This window comes from Spirillospora sp. NPDC049024, assembly GCF_040649235.1.
Lineage (GTDB): Bacteria > Actinomycetota > Actinomycetes > Streptosporangiales > Streptosporangiaceae > Spirillospora.
The window spans coordinates 20,825-36,752 of sequence record NZ_JBEZFD010000036.1 but is presented as its reverse complement, the minus strand read 5'-3'; the positions used below and the strand labels follow the sequence as shown (position 1 = coordinate 36,752).

Sequence of the window (15,928 nt, the reverse complement as noted above, 5' to 3'; positions counted from 1 at the left end):
CGGACGGCCCCGCGTCCGGGGCGGGGCCGTCCGTCCCGGCGTCAGGCCGGAGGCAGGTCCACCAGCTCGGCGAGGGCCGCGCGGTGCCGGTCGGGGGTGCCGAGCGCGATGGAGTCGGCCTTGGCGCGCTTCAGGTAGAGGTGCGCCGGGTGCTCCCAGGTGAAGCCGATGCCGCCGTGCATCTGCACGCACTCCTCGGCGGCCTTGACGGCGACCGCCGAGCAGTGCGCCTGCGCCACGGCGACCGCGACCGGCGCGTCCGCGTCGTCCGCGGCGACGCAGGACGCGGCGTGGCGGGCGACCGCGCGGGCCTGGGTGATCGAGGTCCACAGGTCCGCGAGCCGGTGCTTGAGGCCCTGGTAGGAGCCGACCGGGCGACCGAACTGGTAGCGCGTCCTCACGTAGGCGACGGTGTCGTCCAGGCAGCGCTCGGCGAGCCCGAGCTGCTCGGACGCCAGCATCGCGGCGCCGGTCCGCAGCGCGGCGGTGACGGCGCCGGTCCCCTCGGCGACGCGCCGCGCCGGGGCGCCGGAGAAGGCGAGGTCGGCGAGCCGGCGGGTCATGTCGAGCGAGGTGGCGGCGGTGCGGCGGGCGTCGGCGGCGTCCACCGCGTACAGGCCGTCGCCGGCCGGGACGAGGAGCACCTCGGCGGCCATGCCGTCGGCGACGCTGGCGACCTCGCCGGTCAGCGCGCCGCCGGCGACCCGGACCGTCGCGGGGACGTCGCCCGGCGCGGCGCTGAACGGCACCGCCAGGACCGCGACGGCCTCCCCGGCGGCCAGCCGCGCGAGCAGCTCCCGCTCCCCGGCGGCCTGCAGCGCCGCCGTGGCGATCACGGCGCTGGTCAGGAACGGGACGGGCGCGGCGGCCCGGCCGAGCTCCTCCATCACGACGGCGGTCTCGCGCCAGGTGGCGCCGGCGCCGCCGAGCTCCTCGGGGACCGGCAGGCCCGCGCAGCCGAGCCCGCCGGCGACGGCCCGCCACAGCGGCGCGTCGTAGGGCTCGTCCTTCTCGACGCCGGCGAGGACGGAGGTCCAGGGCGCCTTGTCGTCCAGCACCTGCCGGACGCTCGCGCGCAGGTCGTTCTCGATCTCCCCGTACAGCAGGTCGCTCATCTGGGCAGGTCCTTCCAGGCCACGTCCTTGTCGACGCGGATCTCGCCGGGCAGGCCGAGGACGCGCTCGGCGATGATGTTGCGCAGGATCTCCGAGGTGCCGCCCTCGATGGAGTTGCCCTTGGCGCGCAGGTAGCGGTAGCCGGGCGAGCGGCGGGTGAAGTCGACCTCGGTGGGGCGGCGCATCGTCCAGTCGTCGTAGCGCAGGCCCTCCTCGCCGAGCAGCTCCAGCTCCAGGCCGGACACCTCCTGGTTGAGCTTGGCGAAGGCCAGCTTCGCGCCCGACCCCTCGGGGCCGGGCTGCCCGGCGGTGAGCTGCTGGCGCAGCCGCTCCCCGGTGAGCCGGGCGGCCTCGGTCTCCACCCACGCGCGCAGCAGGGCGTCGTGCAGGCCGGGGGTGCGCAGTTCGGGGCGGTCCCGCCAGAGCGCGGCGACGACGCCGATCATGCCGCTCTCGCGCGGCATGGCCTGGCCGCCGATCGCGACGCGCTCGTTCATCAGCGTCGTGGTGGAGACCTGCCAGCCCTGCCCGACCTCGCCGAGCCGGTGCTCGTCGGGGATCCGGACGTCGGTGAGGAAGACCTCGTTGAACTCGGCCTCGCCGGTGATCTGCCGCAGCGGCCGGACCTCGACGCCCGGCGCGGTCATGTCGCAGACGAAGTAGGTCATGCCGCGGTGCTTGGGGACGTCCGGGTCGGTGCGGGTGACGAGGATCGCCCAGCGCGCCTCGTGCGCCATGGACGTCCACACCTTCTGGCCGTTGACCGTCCAGGCGTCGCCGTCGCGGACCGCGCGGGTGCCGAGCGCGGCGAGGTCGGAGCCGGCGCCGGGCTCGCTGAACAGCTGGCACCACAGCTCCTCGCCCGTCCACAGCGGACGCAGGAAGCGGCGCTTCTGCTCCTCGGTGCCGAAGGCGAGGATCGTCGGGGCGGCCATGCCGAGCCCGATGCCGTTGCGCTCGGGGTGGTTGGTGGGGGCGCCGGCCTCGGCGAAGGCGCGGTCGACGGCGGGCTGCAGGTGCCGCGGCGCGCCGAGCCCGCCGAGCCCCACGGGGTAGTGGACCCAGGCGAGCCCGGCGTCGAACCGGGCCCGCAGGAACTCCAGCGGCTCGGTCGCCGAGGGGTCGTGGCCGGCGAGGAACTCGCCGACCAGCCGGCTCAGTTCGCCGGCGTCGGGCGGTGCTGTGCTCACGGGGACTCCGCGCGGGGCGTGGGTGGCGGCGGCCACCCGGAACGGCACATACCAACCGGTCGGTATGGCGAGTCCACCCTAGGAACGGCCGGGACGGCCAGTCAACCGCCCGTTCCCGGCGGTTCCGGACGACTCTGCCCGGCACGGCCGGTCCGCACCGGGTCCCGCTCGGCCGTCCCCCGGCTCAGCCGTCCCGCATCGCCCGCGCGAAGCCCGGATGGTCGTGGTAGTCGCGGGTCTCGGCGATGAGCCCGTCGCGCACCCGCAGCACCTGGATGTTGGCCACGCGGAACGCGCGGCCCGGGGGGACCACGCGGCCGTCGTAGCCGAACTCCGCGACGATCACCTCGGGGTCGGCGGTCTCATGCACCACCACGTCGCGGGCGCGCAGTTCGAGGGGCCCGCGCGCGGCGGCGCGGAAGTGCCGGTCTATCTCTGCGCGCCCCTCCAGGCGCGGCGGCGCGGGCGGGAGGGCGAACGGCTGCTCGACGACCGCGTCCTCGGCGTAGAGGGCCGCGAGTTCGTCCCAGCGCCCGGCCGAGATGCCCGCGCTGAGCCGCGCGAACACCTCGCGGGGGGTCGGGGCGCCCGGAGGCGTCACGCCATCGCCTCCTCGAACGCGCGGTGGTGGGCGTAGTCGCGGGACTCCACGATGTGCCCGTCGCGCACCCGCAGGACGAAGATGTTCGGCACGACGAACTCCCGCCCGTTCTCGGTGTTGCGGCCCGCGTACTCGAACTCCGCGATGATCACCTCGGGGTCGGCGGTCTGGTGCACGACGACGTTGCGCGCCTGCATCTCCACCGGCAGCGTCTCCAGCCGGGCGAAGTGCCGGCGCAGCGCCTCGCGGCCCTCCAGGCGCGAGGCCGGGTGGGCGAACGGGTGCACGACCACCGCGTCCTTCGCGTAGAGCTGCGGCAGCCCCTCCGGCCGCCGCGCGATGATCCCGTCGATCAGCCGCTGGAAGACGGCCCGGGGGCTGGCGAACTCTGACATGCGATCTCCCCTACAATCGGAGTACGTGCTCCGGATGAGAAAATACGGAGCCGGTACTCCACTTGTCAACGGAAGGCCGCGATGACTGCACCCGCCTCCGGCAGACCGCTGCGCGCCGACGCCCTGCGCAATCGCGCCAAGGTCCTCGCCGCGGCCGAGGAGGTCTTCGCCGTCCAGGGGACCTCCGCCCCCACCGAGGAGGTGGCGCGCAAGGCGGGCGTCGGCATCGGCACGGTGTTCCGGCACTTCCCCACCAAGGAGTCGCTTCTGGAGGCCGTGCTCGTCGCGCTGCTGGAGCGGCTGGCGGCCGAGGCGCGGGAGCTGCGGTCCGCGGCCGACCCGGGTGCCGCGTTCTTCGGCTTCTTCTCCCGGGTGGTCTCGCAGGCGGCGACCAAGCAGGCCGTCACCGAGGCGCTGGCCGAGGCCGGCGTCGACGCCCGGGAGGCCACCGGGCGCGCCGGGCCGGGCCTGAAGGCCGCCATCGGGGTCCTCCTCGAACGGGCGCAGGACGCCGGCGCCGTCAGGGCCGACGTCGGCCCCGGCGAGGTCATGGCGCTGCTGGCCGGCATGTCCTATGCCGCCGGACGCGCCGGGGCCCGCGACGACGTCCTCCGCATCGCCTTCGACGGGCTGCGCCCGCGGGAGTGCCGGGACCGGGCGGCCGAGCGGGCGTAGGGGCCGCCCGGCCGTCGGCTACGGTTCCGCCAGCTCGGCGGGGAGGTCGGCCTCGTGGAGCACGGTCAGCGTGGTGACGGCGCGGGTCAGCACCACGTACAGGCGGGCGAGGCCGCGCGTCTCGGCGGCGGCGATGGCGGCGGGCTCGGCGACGACCACGTGGTCGTACTCCAGGCCCTTGGCCAGGGTCGCGGGCACCACCAGCAGCCGTCCGGTGCCCTCGGACTCGGGCCCGAGGACCTCGTGCTCCAGCCCGGCGGCCGCCAGCGCCGCCGCGTGCTCGTCCGCCCGCGCGTCCGGGACGATCAGGCCGACCGAGCCGGGGCGGGCGAGGGCGGCGCGCGCGGCCTCGGCCGCCCCGGCGACGACGTCGGGGACGCGCCGCACGGTGAGCGCCCCCGCGCCGGGGCGCAGCGAGCGCGGCCGCTCCAGGTCGGGCGCGATGTGCGGGAGCAGGCGGGCGGCGAAGTCGAGGACGGTCCCCGGAACGCGGAACCCGAGGGTGAGCTCGGTGACCTCCCCGTCCTGCCCGAGGTGGGTGAGGACCTCCTTCCACGAGCGCGCCGACCACGCGGTCGTGCCCTGCGCGAGGTCGCCGAGGACGGTCGCCGAGCCCGTCGCGCAGCGGCGGCCCAGCGCCCGCAGCTGCATGGCGGACAGGTCCTGCGCCTCGTCCACCACCAGGTGGCCGAGCGAGGCGGTGCGCTCGATGAGGTCGTTCAGCTCGTCCAGGAGGGCCCGGTCGGCGGCGGTCCACTTGGCGGAGCGGTGCGAGCGGGCGGCCTTGGCCCGCAGGAGGACGGCCTGCTCGTCCTCGTCCAGCACCCCCTTCGCGGCCCTGCGCAGCAGGTCGGCGTCCGACAGCAGCCGGTGCAGGACCTGCTCGGGGGTCACCTTCGGCCACACCGCGTCGAGGACCTGCTTGACCGGCCTGCTCCGCGCGACCTGGTCCTGGACGCGGTCGTCGGGGGCCTCGCCGCGCCGCTCCATCCGCACGAGGACCTGGTGCGCGAGGCGCTGCGCGAACGCGGCCCGGCCCGCGCCGTAGCGGGTCGTCCCGCGCAGCGCGGCGGCCGTCTCGCGGATCTCGTGGTCGGCGAGCCGGTAGCGCGCCGCGCCCCGGGTGACGACGAGCCCCTCCTCCGGTTTGCGGACGTGCAGCCACAGCGCCTTGCGAAGCACGTCGGCCATCCGGGCGTCGCCCTTGAGGGCGGCCGCGTCCGCGGGCTCGCCGGCCAGCGGCGGGCCGAGCAGGTCGTCGATGGTGGCCTGCTCGACCCGGACCTCGCCGAGCGCGGGCAGCACCGCCGCGATGTAGGCGAGGAACGCGCGGTTCGGCCCGACGATGAGGACGCCGGACCGCGACAGCCGCTCCCGGTGCGTGAACAGCAGGTAGGCGGCGCGGTGCAGCCCGACGGCCGTCTTGCCGGTGCCGGGCGCGCCCTGGACGCAGACGCTGCGGGGCAGGTCGGCGCGGACGATCACGTCCTGCTCGGGCTGGATGGTGGCGACGATGTCGCGCATCGGGCCGGTCCGGGGGCGCTCGATCTCCTCGGTCAGGATCCGGGACGGGCCCGTACCCGGCGGCGTGCCGCCGCCGTCGAGGGGCTCGTCCTCGAACGCGGTCAGCTCGCCGGCCCGGAAGCCGAAGCGCCGCCGCAGCCGCCAGCCCATCGGGTCCGCCGGTCCGGCCTGGTAGAAGGCCCGCGACACGGGGGCCCGCCAGTCCAGGACGAGGGGCCGCCCCTCGTCGCCGTCGTGGACGTGCCGCCGCCCCACGTACATCACGGCGGGAAGGTCGGGGCCGGCCTCGCCGCCGCGGTCCATCCGGCCGAAGAACAGCGGGGTCTCGGGGTGGTCGGCGAGCGCTCTGACCCGCTGGTCGAGGAGCGACTCGAGGAACTGCCTGGAGACCCAGTCGGCGGCGACGTCGGCGCTGAGGCCTTCGGCGTGCTCGCGCATCCGGCGCAGCGCGGCGCGGGACTCGGCGAGGTGGGCGCGTTCGGCTGCGAGGACCGCGGTTTCGGAAGGGTCGGCGGGCTCGGCGGGCATGCGGACAGACCTCCGGCTGCGAGGGTGGTGGGGGCGAAACCCACGACCTTACCGATCCGGAGCGGGCGGCGCCGGACATTTCGCGGAACACGCTTCCGGGGGCGGCGGCGCTGCGCCTTGCCGGTGGGCGCGGGGTGTGTGACGTTGGTACGCATGGCGACTCTCACCGGACGGTCCGCTTTGGTCACGGGAGCCTCGTCGGGCATCGGCGCCGTGGTGGCGGAGGCGCTCGCCGCCGCCGGGGCACGGGTCGGGCTGGTGGCGCGGCGCAAGGACAGGCTCTCGGAGGTGCTGTCCCGGTGCCGCGAGCACGCCCCGGAGTCGGCGATGTGGGCGGCCGACCTCGCCGACCTCGACGCGGTCGCCGACCTCGCCGCGGAGGCCGAGCGCGAGCTCGGCGGCGTCGACGTGCTGGTCAACAACGCGGGGATGCCGAAGCGGCGCCGCGTCCAGGACCTTTCGGCCGCCGACGCCGACGAGGTGATGCGGCTCAACTACCTGTCCCCCGTGCGGCTCACGCTGGCGCTGCTGCCCGGCATGCTCGCGCGCGGCGGCGGGCACCTGGTGGCGGTCGGCTCGGTCGCGGCGCGGCTCGGCCCGCCGCACGAGGCGGCCTACTCCGCGTCCAAGGCCGCGCTCACGGCGTTCTGGGAGAGCATGGCGGTCGACCTGGACGGCACGGGCGTGGGGGTCCACGTGATCCAGCCCGCGCTCGTCGCCGGGACGGAGCTGTTCACCCTCCCCGGCAACGAGCCGCCGCTCAGCGACGTGTCGGACGCCCTGCCGCCGCGGGAGGTGGCCGCGGCCGTGCTGGAGGTCCTGGAGAGCGGGCGGTTCGAGCGGTACGTGCCCGACTGGTTCGGCGAGATGGCCTCCGGCAAGGCCGCCGACGTCGAGGCGTTCGTCGCCGGGGTCAAGGAGTGGACCCGCGACCGCCTGGCGACGCGCCCGTCCGGACCCGCGGCGCCCTGACCCTCCGCGGTGCGTTGCCGCCGCCCGCGCTCCCTCAGTAGGGTGTGGCCTCCCAGTGATCCACATCACACGAGGCGCGAGGGGGCGGGTGCCATGGCCGCTGCGCGGGGCCTGCGGGTGCGCGACGTGACGGTCCGCTTCGGGCGGCTGACGGCGGTCGACGCGGCGGGGCTCACCGTCCCGCCCGGCGCGGTCACCGGCCTCGCCGGCCCGAGCGGCGCGGGCAAGACGACGCTCTGCGACGTGATCACGGGGCTGCGGCGCCCGGCGGCGGGGAGCGTGCTTCTCGACGGCGCCGACCTGACGCGCAGCGCGGCGCGGGAGCGGGCCCGGCGCGGCATCGCCCGCACCTTCCAGCGGACGGGCGCGGCGGGCGCGGCGACCGTGCGCGAGAGCGTCCAGGCCGCCGCGGCCAGGCACGCGATGACGCGGGAGCACCCGGGACGCACGGCGCGGGACCGGTGGCGGCGCCGCTGGGACGCGCGCCGCGGCGCGGGCGCCGTCTCCGCCGCCCTCCTCGCCCGCCTCGGCATCGACGACCATGCGGACACGCCCGTCCGCGACGCGCCGCCCGGCGTCGCCGGGCTGGTGGACCTGGCGCGGGCACTCGCCGCCGAACCGGCCGTGCTCGTCCTGGACGAGCCGTGGGCGGGCCTTCCGGTGCGGCACGCGCGGGCGCTGGAGGTCCTGCTCCGGGACCTGGCCGAGGAGGGGCTGGCGGTGCTGGTCGTCGAGGACGAGATCGAGGCCCTGCTCGGGGTGTGCGACGTCCTGCACGTGCTCGACGGCGGCAGGATGATCGCGGCCGGCCCCCCGGCGGAGGTGCGGGCCGATCCCCGGGTGCGCGACGCCTACCGCGCCGGCCCGGCCCTCACCACGTGTCGATCCACGGGCGGGGACGGTCGTCGGCCGGCGGTGCGGCGGCCAGCACTGCGGTGATCCACCGCCGCGTCTCGGCCGGGTCGATGACGTCGTCCAGTTCGAACACCGTGGCGGCGTGGAGCGCCTTGCCGTACTCGTAGGCGGCGGCGACCATCTGCTCGAACATCGCCTGCGGGTCCTCGGCGGCTTCCAGTTCCTTGCGGAACCCGAGCCGGACGGCGCCCTCCAGCCCCATGCCGCCGATCTCGCCGGTGGGCCAGGCGAGGGTCGCGAGCGGCGCCTTGAACCCTCCGCCCGCCATGGCCTGCGCGCCGAGCCCGTACCCCTTGCGGAGGACGACCGTGACGATCGGGACGCGCAGGTTGGCGCCGATGACGAACAGGCGGCTGAAGTGCCGGACGGTGGCGGTGCGCTCGGCGTCCGGGCCGACCATGAAGCCCGGGGTGTCGCACAGCGACACGACCGGCAGGCCGTGCGCGTCGCACAGCTGCAGGAACCGGGCGGCCTTGTCGGCGGCGTCGCGGTCGATGGCGCCGCCGAGGTGCGCCGGGTTGCTGGCGATCAGGCCCAGCGGGCGGCCCTCGATCCGCACCAGCGCGGTGATGATCCCGACGCCGAACGCCCGGCGCAGCTCCAGCACCGACCCGGTGTCGGCGAGGTGGGCGACGGCGCGGCGGACGTCGTAGGCGCGCATCCGGTTCTCCGGGACGACGTGCCGCAGGATCCGCTGGTCGTCGCAGGTCCAGTCGTCCACCGGGCCCCGGAAGTAGGACAGGTAGCGGCGGGCCGCCCGGACCGCCTCGGCCTCGTCGTCCACCACGATGTCGATGACGCCGTTCGGTTCCTGGTCGCCGACCGGGCCGATCTCCTCGGGCGTGAAGACGCCGAGGCCGCCGCCCTCGATCATGGCGGGGCCGCCCATGCCGATGTTGGCGTCGCGGGTGGCGACGATGACGTCGCAGCAGCCGAGCAGGGCCGCGTTGCCCGCGAAGCAGCGGCCGCTCGCGATGCCCACCGACGGGACGGCGCCGCTGAGCCGCCCCATCGCGTGGAACGTCGTCACGTCCAGGCCGGAGACGGCGGTGGTGTCGGTGTCGCCGGGGCGTCCCCCGCCGCCCTCGGCGAACAGCACCAGCGGCAGGCGGCGGCGGTGGGCGATGTCGAGCATCCGGTCGGTCTTGCGGTGGTTCTGGTGGCCCTGCGTCCCGGCGAGGACCGTGTAGTCGTAGGACATGACGACCGCCTGCGCGCCGTCGACGTCCCCGATGCCGCAGACCATGCCGTCGGCGGGGGTGCGCTCGATGAGGTCGTCCAGGGAGCGGCGCTGCCGCTGCGCGGCGATGGCGAGGGCGCCGTACTCGACGAACGTGCCGGGGTCGCACAGGTCGCCGATGTTCTCCCGCGCGGTGCGGCGGCCGCGCGCGTGCCGCTTGGCGACCGCCTCGGGGCGGGCGGCGTCGAGCCCGGTCTCGTGGCGGCGCAGCGTCTCGGCAAGGTCGGCGCGGATGAGGTCCAGGTCGGCCGCCTCGTCCTCGGCGGCGTGGTCGCCGCCCGCCTCGGCGGGCTCGGTGAACAGCAGCGGGGCGCCCTCGGCGACGGTCTCGCCGGGCGCGGCGGCCAGGGCCCGGACGATGCCCGCCTCCCCCGCGCGGACGACGTGCTCCATCTTCATGGCCTCGAGGACCAGCACCGGCGCGCCCGCCCGGACGAGGTCGCCTTCGGACACCTCCACGCTCACGACCGTCCCCTGCATCGGCGCGGGGACGGCGACGGTGCCGGGCGGCGCGTCCGGGGCGGCCTGCGCCTGGGGCGCTCCGGCGGCCGGGGCCGTCTCGACGTAGTACCGGCGGTGCTCGCTCTCCAGCAGCTCGGCCAGGTGGTCGGCGACGAAGGACGTGCGGGCCCCGCCGGCGGTGAACCCGGGGTGGCGCAGCACGCCCTGCAGCAGCGGGATGCTCGTGGCGACGCCCGCGATCTCGAACTCGCCGAGCGCGCCGTGGGCGCGGGCGGCGGCCGAGGGCAGGTCCTCGGCGCGGGCGATGACCTTGGCGAGCAGCGGGTCGTAGCGCGGGCTGGTGCGGTAGCCGGCGTACCCGTGGGTGTCGACGCGCACGCCGGGACCGGACGGCGGCGCGAACGCGGTGAGCGTTCCGGCGCTCGGGCGCGGCGTCCCGTCCGCGGCGATCGTCTCGGCGTTGACGCGCACCTGGACGGCGCAGCCGGCCGCCGGCGGCGGCGCGGCCAGGCCCACCCCGGCGAGGTCCTCCCCCATCGCCAGCCTGATCTGCGCCTTCACCAGGTCGACGCCGGTGATCTCCTCGGTGACGGTGTGCTCGACCTGGAGCCTCGGGTTGGCCTCCAGGAACCAGAACTCCTCGCCGTCGACGAGGAACTCGAAGGTGCCGAGCCCGGCGTAGCGGACCCGGGCCGCGAGGCGCAGCGCGGCGTCCAGCAGCGCGTCCCTGACGGCGCCGGGCAGCGCCGGCGCGGGGGCGATCTCGATCAGCTTCTGGTGGCGGCGCTGGACGCTGCAGTCGCGCTCCCACAGGTGGGTGACGGCGCCGGACCCGTCGCCCGCGACCTGGACCTCGATGTGGCGCGCGCTCGGCACGTACTTCTCGGCGTACAGCTCCCCGCTGCCGAAGGAGGCGAGCGCCTCCGACCGGCACCGCTCGTAGGCGTCCGCCACGGCCGCGGGATCGGTGACGACGCGCATGCCGCGCCCGCCGCCGCCCGCGAGCGCCTTGAGCACGACGGCGCCGTGCTCGCGGGCGAACGCCTCCGCGCCGGCGGGGCTCACGGCGCCGGGCGTGCCGGGGGCCACGGGGACGCCCGCCTCCCGTGCCAGGCCGCGCGACGCGGTCTTGTCGCCGAACAGCTCCAGCAGTTCCGGCGGCGGCCCGACGAAGGTGAGCCCGGCCGCGGCGCAGCCGGCGGCGAAGCCCGCGTTCTCGCTCAGGAAGCCGTAGCCGGGGTGGACGGCGGTGGCGCCGGCGTCCTTGGCGGCGGCGATGAGCGCGTCGGCGTCGAGGTATCCCGCGGCGCCCTCGCCGGGCAGGACGCGCGTCTCGTCGGCGCGCCTGGTGTGCGGTGAGGCCGCGTCGTCGCGGGTGCGCACGGCGACCGTCCGCAGCCCCAGCTCGGCCGCGGCCCGGACGACCCGCAGCGCGACCTCTCCCCGGTTGGCCACAAGGATCCCGCCCACCCGGCCTCCTCACCTCGCCTGAGCCGGTCGGCCCTCACTCTAGAGAGCGGGGCGCGGGGGGCCGCGCCCGGATGCCCCGGCGCGGGCGGACGACGGGATCGGGGCCTGTTCCCCACCGTGTTCCAAGCGGACATAATGGCGGGTCACGACCTGGGAGGCCGCGGGGAGGCGACCCGCCGCGGGACGAGGGGGGCCGATGCCGGAACGGCGCCGGAGGACCGTGCGCGACCTGCGCCGCGCCAACCGGTCGGTGCTGCTGCGGCGGCTGTACTTCGACGGGCCGCTCAGCCGCCAGGACCTCGCCCGCGAGACCGGGCTCAGCCCCGCCTCGGTCAGCAACGTGGTGGGCGAACTGATCGGCGCCGGGCTCGTCGTGGAGGCGGGCAGCGTCGAGTCCGACGGCGGCCGGCCGCGGGTGCTGCTGAAGGCCGCGGCCGGGTACGGCCACCTCGTCGGCGTCGACGTCGGCGAGACGCGCGTGGTGGTCGAGCTGTTCGACCTGGCGCTGACCCGGCTCGCCAAGGCCGACCTGCCGCTCGGGGACGGCGGGCACGACGAGCGCGCCGTCGTCCGGCACGTCCTGGACGGCCTGCCGGCGGTGATCGACGGCGCCTCGGTCGACCCGGCGTCCGTCATCGGGGTCGGCGTGGGCGTCCCCGGCGTGGTCGAGCACGGCCCGGAGGCGGTCGTGCACTGCCAGACCATCGGCTGGGACGGCGTGCCGCTGGAGCGGATGCTGCGCGAGGGCACCCGCCTGCCGCTGTTCGTCGACAACGGCGCGACGTCGCTCGGCCAGGCCGAGATGTGGCTCGGCGCCGGGCGCGGGCACCGCGACGCCGTCGTCGTCCTCATCGGCTCCGGGGTCGGCGCCGCCGTGATGATCGACGGCTCGCCGTACCGGGGCGCGGCGGGCAGTGCGGGCGAGTGGGGCCACACGACGTCCCGGGTCGGCGGCGCGCGGTGCCGGTGCGGCTCCCGCGGCTGCCTGGAGGCCTACGTCGGCGCGGCCGCCCTCCGGGAACGGTACCGGGCGGCGGGCGGCCCGGCCGGGACGGGCGAGGAGGCGGCCCTCGCCGCGCTGCTGGCCGACCCGTCCGCGGCGGCGGCCGCCCTGCGCGACGACGTCGCCGAGCACCTCGGCGCGGGCATCGCCGACCTGGTCAACCTGTTCGGCCCGGAGAAGATCATCATCGGCGGCTGGGCCGGGCTGCTGATCGGCGGCCGGATGCTGGACCGGATCACCGCGGCGGCCGCCGCCTACGCGCTGCGGCACCCGTTCGCGCGGACCTCCGTCGACCTGTGCCGCCTCGGGCCCGAGGCGGTCGCCGTCGGCGCGGCCACCCTCCCGCTCGCGCACCTGCTCGACGGCGGCGACCCGGCGGGCGCGCGATGGCCCGGCGGCGGCCCGCGGGGGATAATGGTCTTCTGACCAGCATCCTGGAGGGCGACGACACATGGGCACCGCCGGCCGTTCCGTGCGCGAATCCCTGCTGGACGCCGCGGCAGACCTCCTGGTGGAGCGCGGCTACCGCGCCGTCCGGATGCGCGACGTCGCCGCCGCCGCCGGGGTCAGCCGGCAGACCGTCTACAACGAGTTCGGCGACAAGTGGGGCCTCGCGCAGGCGGTCGTGATCCGCGACAACGAGCGCTACCTCGACGGCATCGACGCCGTGCTGTCCGAGCACGACGACCTGTACTCCGCGGTGGTCGCCGCGGTGGTGTTCTCGCTGGAGACCTCCGCCGACGACCAGCTGAAGAAGGCGGTGCTCACGGGCGCGGGCGGCGACGAGATGCTGCCGCTGCTCACCACGCAGGCGGAGCCGGTGCTGTTCGCCGCCAGCGCCCGCATCGCCGAGCACGCCCTGCGCCAGTGGCCGGATCTGGACCGGGAGGCGCTCACCGAGATCGCCGACGCGGCGGTGCGCCTGACGATGAGCCACATCATGCTGCCGTCCGGGCCACCGGAGGTGTTCGCCCACTTCGTCGCCCGCATGGTGACCCGCTACATGGCCGCCACCGCGCGGCCCCCGGTCCGGGACGGCGGCTGACGGTCAGGGGACGTCGCTCTGGATGTGGACGACCTTGACCGCGGTCATCTCGTCCAGGAGCTCGGGGCCGTAGCCGAACCCGTGGCCGCTGGCGCGGCGCGGGGTGGCGGCGCCGCCGGGAGCGCCGCCGAACACCGCGTTGATCTTCACGGTGCCGGCGTCCAGCGTGCGCCAGGCGGCCTGCGCGTGCGCCATGTCGCGGGTGAGGACGGTCGCGGCGAGGCCGTAGCGGGACCGGCGCGCGGCCTCCAGCGCCTGATCGAACCCGGCCACGGTGCGCACGGGCGCGACGGGGCCGAAGGTCTCCTCCGCCATGACCGCCATGTGGTCGGCGCAGCCGGCGAGCACGGTCGCCGGGTAGAAGGAGCCGGGTCCCCCGGGCAGGCGCGCGCCGGTCAGGGCCCGCGCCCCGTCGGCGAGGGCCTTCTCCACCTGCTGGTGGACCTGGGTGCGGTGGCGCTCGTCGACGAGCGGCCCGAGCTCGGTGGACGGGTCGGCGCCCGGCCCCATGCGCAGGTCCCGCGCGCGGGCGGTGAGCGCGTCCAGGAACGGCTCGGCGACGGCCTCGTGCACGTAGACGCGCTCGACCGAGGTGCAGATCTGGCCGGCGTTGGCGAAGCAGCCGAGCGCGGCCTGCTCGGCGGCCCATGCCGGGTCGACGCCGGCGTCCACGATCAGGGGGTCGGCCCCGCCGTTCTCCAGGACGGTCCTCGCGCCCGTCCGGGCGGCCAGTTCGGCGATGCGGCGGCCGGCGCGGGTGGAGCCGACGTGCGCGACGACGTCGGCGCCCGGGTGCCCGGCGAGGGCCTCGCCGACCGCGCCGCCGCCGGTGACCATGTTCAGGACCCCGTCGGGCAGGCATCCCGCGATCAGCTCGGCGAGCATCGCGCCGGTGTGGGGCGTCCGCTCGGACGGCTTGTGGACGACGGTGTTGCCCGTCGCCACGGCCGCGCCGACCAGGCCGCAGGCGATCGCGACCGGGTCGTTCCACGGCGTGATCGCGGCGACGACGCCCCACGGCTCGCGGACCATGAAGTCGGCGGCGTCCCGCCCGCCCTGGAGGCTGCGCCCACCGTGCAGCGGCCCCAGTTCGGCGTACTGGCGCAGGGTCCCGATGCCGGCCTCCACGCCGCCGAGGGCGTCACCGGTGGGCTTGCCCATCTCCGCGGTCACCAGGGCGGCCAGCTCGTCCACGCGCTCCTCGACCGCGCGCGCGGCCGCGTGCAGGGCCGCGCCCCGCTCGGCGGCCGGCGCGGCGGCCCAGCCGGGCGCGGCGCCGCGGGCCGCCGCCACGGCCGTGTCCACGTCCGCCGCCGACGAGGCGGCCACCACCCCGAGCGGTTCGCCGGTCGCCGGATCGGTCACCGTGAACGTCTCCTCCCCGGTCCCCTGGCTCCACCGTCCGCCGGCCAGCATCCACCTGTCGCGCGGCCGCATGGCCTCCCCCTCCCGTCGTCGGATCCCCCCGCCGGTCCCCCGGTGCCGAGGTCCCCGTGTCGCCTACCCCGAGAGGCGGCGTTCATGACCCACCCCTCGTCAGTGACCACTTACTTCGGTCGGCTACCGTGAGCCGGGCGAGAGTCGACGAGGGAGCTTGCGAGGGAGGCGCGATGGACTTCGACCTGCCGGAGGGCGCGGCCGCGGTGCGCGAGGGCGTGCTGGCGGTCGCCGGGAAGTACGACCAGGACTACTGGAGCCGGTGCGACGCGGACAAGCGCTGGCCGGAGGCAGTCTGGCGGGAGCTGGTCGACGGCGGCTGGCACAGCCTGGCGGTCCCCGAGGAGTACGGCGGCGGGGGCCAGGGCCTGCTGGAGCTGGCGGTGGCCCTGGAGGCCCTCGCCGAGGGCGGCGCGGGCGGTGCCGCGTCCTTCATGTACCTGCTGACACCCGCGTTCGGCGGGCTCACCATCGCCCGGCACGGCACCGCCGAGCAGAAGCGCGAACTCCTGCCGAAGATCGTCTCCGGCGAGATCGAGACGTGCTTCGCCGTCACCGAGCCGGACGCGGGCAGCAACGCGATCAACATCTCCACCCAGGCGCGCCGCGACGGTGACTCCTTCGTCGTCAGCGGCCAGAAGATCTGGATCTCCGGCGTCGAGCGCGCCGACTTCCTCGTCCTGGTCACCCGGACGATCCCGGCCGCGGAGGCCCGGCCCCGCACGGCCGGCTTCACCGTCCTGCTCGTGGACGTCAAGAAGGCCGTGGCCGACGGCACGCTGACCTACCGGCCGATCCCCAAGCTCGGCACCAACACCGTCGCGTCCAGCATGGTCTTCCTGGACGGCGTGCGCGTGCCCGCGGACCGGGTCCTCGGCGAGCCCGACCAGGGCTTCGCCGTCCTGTGGGACATCCTCAACCCCGAGCGGATCCTCGCCGCCGCGGGCGGCGTCGGGTCCGGCGGGCTGGTGCTGCGGATCGCCTGCGAGTACGCCGTCGAGCGCGCCCCGTTCGGCAGGCCGATCGGCGCGCACCAGGGCATCGCGTTCCCGCTGGCGCGGATCAAGGCGCAGCTGGAGCTGGCGCGGCTGATGACCTACAAGGCCGCCTGGCTCTGGGACCGGGGCCGGCCGTGCGGCTCGGAGGCCAACATCGCCAAGCTCACCGCGGCGGACGCGGCCTGGCAGGCCGCCGACCGCGCGTTCCAGACCCATGGCGGCATGGCGTACTCGCTGGAGTACCCCATCGCCCGGATGTTCCGGGACGCCCGCATCGGCAAGAACATCCCGGTCGCCGAGGAACTCGTCCTCGCCCACATCGCCCAGCACGAGCTGGGGCTCCCCAAGTCGTACTGAC

The 15,928-nt window shown here is 76.2% G+C and carries 13 protein-coding genes; 6 read left to right on the top strand and 7 right to left on the bottom strand.

All coding sequences use genetic code 11. The annotated features are described in order from the left end of the window. Positions 1 to 41 precede the first annotated feature (41 nt). From AB0C21_RS40675 to AB0C21_RS40660, 4 genes are all read right to left on the bottom strand, one after another. Positions 42 to 1,115, bottom strand: a complete 1,074-nt coding sequence (locus AB0C21_RS40675) for an acyl-CoA dehydrogenase family protein (protein ID WP_500211608.1) — start codon at positions 1,113 to 1,115, stop codon at positions 42 to 44. Next, on the bottom strand, positions 1,112 to 2,305 hold the full coding sequence (locus AB0C21_RS40670) for an acyl-CoA dehydrogenase family protein (protein ID WP_500211607.1): 1,194 nt from the start codon (positions 2,303 to 2,305) through the stop codon (positions 1,112 to 1,114). Before AB0C21_RS40670 ends, AB0C21_RS40675 begins: the two co-directional genes overlap by 4 nt. A gap of 184 nt (positions 2,306 to 2,489) precedes the next feature. Further along, positions 2,490 to 2,906: a nuclear transport factor 2 family protein gene (locus AB0C21_RS40665; RefSeq protein WP_500211606.1), complete on the bottom strand. Its 417-nt coding sequence runs from the start codon at positions 2,904 to 2,906 to the stop codon at positions 2,490 to 2,492. After that, entirely contained in the window at positions 2,903 to 3,301 is a 399-nt protein-coding gene (locus tag AB0C21_RS40660) for a nuclear transport factor 2 family protein (RefSeq protein WP_500211605.1), read from the bottom strand. The genes AB0C21_RS40665 and AB0C21_RS40660 overlap by 4 nt, the downstream gene beginning before the upstream one ends. 81 nt (positions 3,302 to 3,382) lie before the next feature. Here AB0C21_RS40660 and AB0C21_RS40655 point away from each other — a divergent pair, with 81 nt between their 5' ends. After that, complete coding sequence (locus AB0C21_RS40655) at positions 3,383 to 3,976, top strand: TetR/AcrR family transcriptional regulator (protein WP_500211603.1); 594 nt, start codon at positions 3,383 to 3,385, stop codon at positions 3,974 to 3,976. An 18-nt stretch (positions 3,977 to 3,994) separates the two neighbouring features. Here the strand turns inward: AB0C21_RS40655 and AB0C21_RS40650 are convergent, their stop codons facing one another. After that, positions 3,995 to 6,028 (bottom strand): HelD family protein, encoded by a 2,034-nt coding sequence (locus AB0C21_RS40650; RefSeq protein ID WP_500211601.1) that lies wholly within the window; start codon positions 6,026 to 6,028, stop codon positions 3,995 to 3,997. A 153-nt stretch (positions 6,029 to 6,181) separates the two neighbouring features. On the opposite strand from AB0C21_RS40650, the gene AB0C21_RS40645 reads away from it, so the two are divergent. Together AB0C21_RS40645 and AB0C21_RS40640 are read left to right on the top strand one after the other, a co-directional pair. Further along, the gene (locus AB0C21_RS40645; RefSeq protein ID WP_500211599.1) at positions 6,182 to 7,000 is read left to right on the top strand and encodes an SDR family NAD(P)-dependent oxidoreductase; all 819 of its coding nucleotides are present in this window, start codon (positions 6,182 to 6,184) and stop codon (positions 6,998 to 7,000) included. A 93-nt stretch (positions 7,001 to 7,093) separates the two neighbouring features. Next, positions 7,094 to 7,939, top strand: coding sequence for an ATP-binding cassette domain-containing protein (locus AB0C21_RS40640; protein ID WP_500211597.1), 846 nt, complete (start codon positions 7,094 to 7,096; stop codon positions 7,937 to 7,939). Here the strand turns inward: AB0C21_RS40640 and AB0C21_RS40635 are convergent. Further along, positions 7,872 to 11,087 (bottom strand): acetyl-CoA carboxylase family protein, encoded by a 3,216-nt coding sequence (locus AB0C21_RS40635; RefSeq protein ID WP_500211595.1) that lies wholly within the window; start codon positions 11,085 to 11,087, stop codon positions 7,872 to 7,874. The genes AB0C21_RS40640 and AB0C21_RS40635 overlap by 68 nt on opposite strands. 196 nt (positions 11,088 to 11,283) lie before the next feature. Between AB0C21_RS40635 and AB0C21_RS40630 the strand changes: the two genes are divergently transcribed. Beyond that, positions 11,284 to 12,516: an ROK family protein gene (locus tag AB0C21_RS40630; protein ID WP_500211594.1), complete on the top strand. Its 1,233-nt coding sequence runs from the start codon at positions 11,284 to 11,286 to the stop codon at positions 12,514 to 12,516. Between the two features lie 25 nt (positions 12,517 to 12,541). Further along, a complete protein-coding gene (locus tag AB0C21_RS40625; protein ID WP_500211592.1) occupies positions 12,542 to 13,135 on the top strand; it encodes a TetR/AcrR family transcriptional regulator in 594 nt (197 codons plus the stop codon). Between the two features lie 3 nt (positions 13,136 to 13,138). On the opposite strand, the gene AB0C21_RS40620 is transcribed toward AB0C21_RS40625, so the two are convergent. Further along, entirely contained in the window at positions 13,139 to 14,572 is a 1,434-nt protein-coding gene (locus tag AB0C21_RS40620) for an aldehyde dehydrogenase family protein (RefSeq protein WP_500211590.1), read from the bottom strand. A 173-nt stretch (positions 14,573 to 14,745) separates the two neighbouring features. Here AB0C21_RS40620 and AB0C21_RS40615 point away from each other — a divergent pair, with 173 nt between their 5' ends. Continuing rightward, complete coding sequence (locus AB0C21_RS40615) at positions 14,746 to 15,927, top strand: acyl-CoA dehydrogenase family protein (RefSeq protein ID WP_500211588.1); 1,182 nt, start codon at positions 14,746 to 14,748, stop codon at positions 15,925 to 15,927. Position 15,928: the final 1 nt, after the last annotated feature.